Source organism: Brevundimonas sp., assembly GCF_004210735.1.
Classification (GTDB): domain Bacteria; phylum Pseudomonadota; class Alphaproteobacteria; order Caulobacterales; family Caulobacteraceae; genus Brevundimonas.
In genome coordinates, this window is record NZ_SDZL01000148.1 from 1 (window position 1) to 1,139 (window position 1,139).

Here is a 1,139-nt window from a genome sequence, read left to right on the forward strand (position 1 = left end):
ACCCTCCCTACATAACTCGCGCGCGGATTTGGGGGCGCGCACGATCTGGAGACTAAGGACTTGGCCGACGCCGCCCTCGTGCAAGCCGAACTTGACCGCTTCCGCGACAACGCGGCCGGGCGTGTCTCCCCGGCCTGGGGCACGACCCAGATCCGCAAGGCGCTCGTCGACCTCGGCGACCCGCAGGATCGCATCCCGCCCGCCATCCACATCACCGGCACCAACGGCAAGGGCTCCACCGGCGCCTTCATCCGCGCCATGGCCGAAGCCGCCGGCCTCACCGTCCACGTCTTCACGTCGCCCCATCTCATCCGCGTCAACGAACGCATCCGCATCGCCGGCAAGCTTGTCGACGACGAAGCTCTCACCGAAGTCCTGTCCGACATCACCCGCCGCACCGAAGGCCTCACCTATTTCGAAGCCCTCACCACCGCCGCCTTCTGCCTCTTCGCCCACACCCGCGCCGATCTCTCCATCATCGAAGTCGGCGCCGGCGGCGCAACCGACGCCACCAACGTCATGGCCCGTCCCGCCGCCACCGTCGTCACGCCGATCAGCCGCGACCATGAATCCATGTTCGGCGTCTCCGGTGTCGCCGCCATCGCGCGCCTGAAGGCCGGCATCTTCCGCGAAGGCGTCCCCGCCATCATCGCCGAACAGCCCGCCATCGCGCTCGCCGTCCTGCGCGAGGAAGCCCGCGCCGCCGCCGCCAACATCATCGTCGCCCGCGACGACTGGAAAGCCACATGGGAAGGCGAAGCCTTCACCTACCAGTCGAAGACGCTCACCGTCCGCACGCCCTGGCTCGGCCTGCGCGGCAAGCATCAGGGCCAGAACGCCGCCGCCGCCTGCGCCGTCATCGAAGCCATCGGCGACAAGCGCATCACCGCGCAACACATGTCCGCCGGCCTGCGCGAAGCGACATGGCCCGCGCGCCTGCAACGCCTCAAGCCCGGCCCGCTCAGCGGCGACGCCGCCATCTGGATCGACGCCGCCCACAATCCCGGCGGCGCCGCGACACTCGCCGCCGCCATCCGCGCCGCGAAAGAGCAGGGCGACCACGTCGCCATCGTCTTCGCCTGCCAGGCCGTGAAGGACGCCCGCGGCGTCCTCACCGAACTCGCCCCCGTTTGCGACAG

1 protein-coding gene is annotated in these 1,139 nt (G+C 69.9%); it reads left to right on the forward strand.

Annotation, left to right across the window (positions count from 1 at the left end; genetic code table 11):
- Positions 1-60: 60 nt before the first annotated feature.
- A partial coding sequence (locus EON91_RS14525) for a Mur ligase family protein (protein ID WP_292096131.1) occupies positions 61-1,139 on the forward strand: 1,079 nt, incomplete at its 3' end.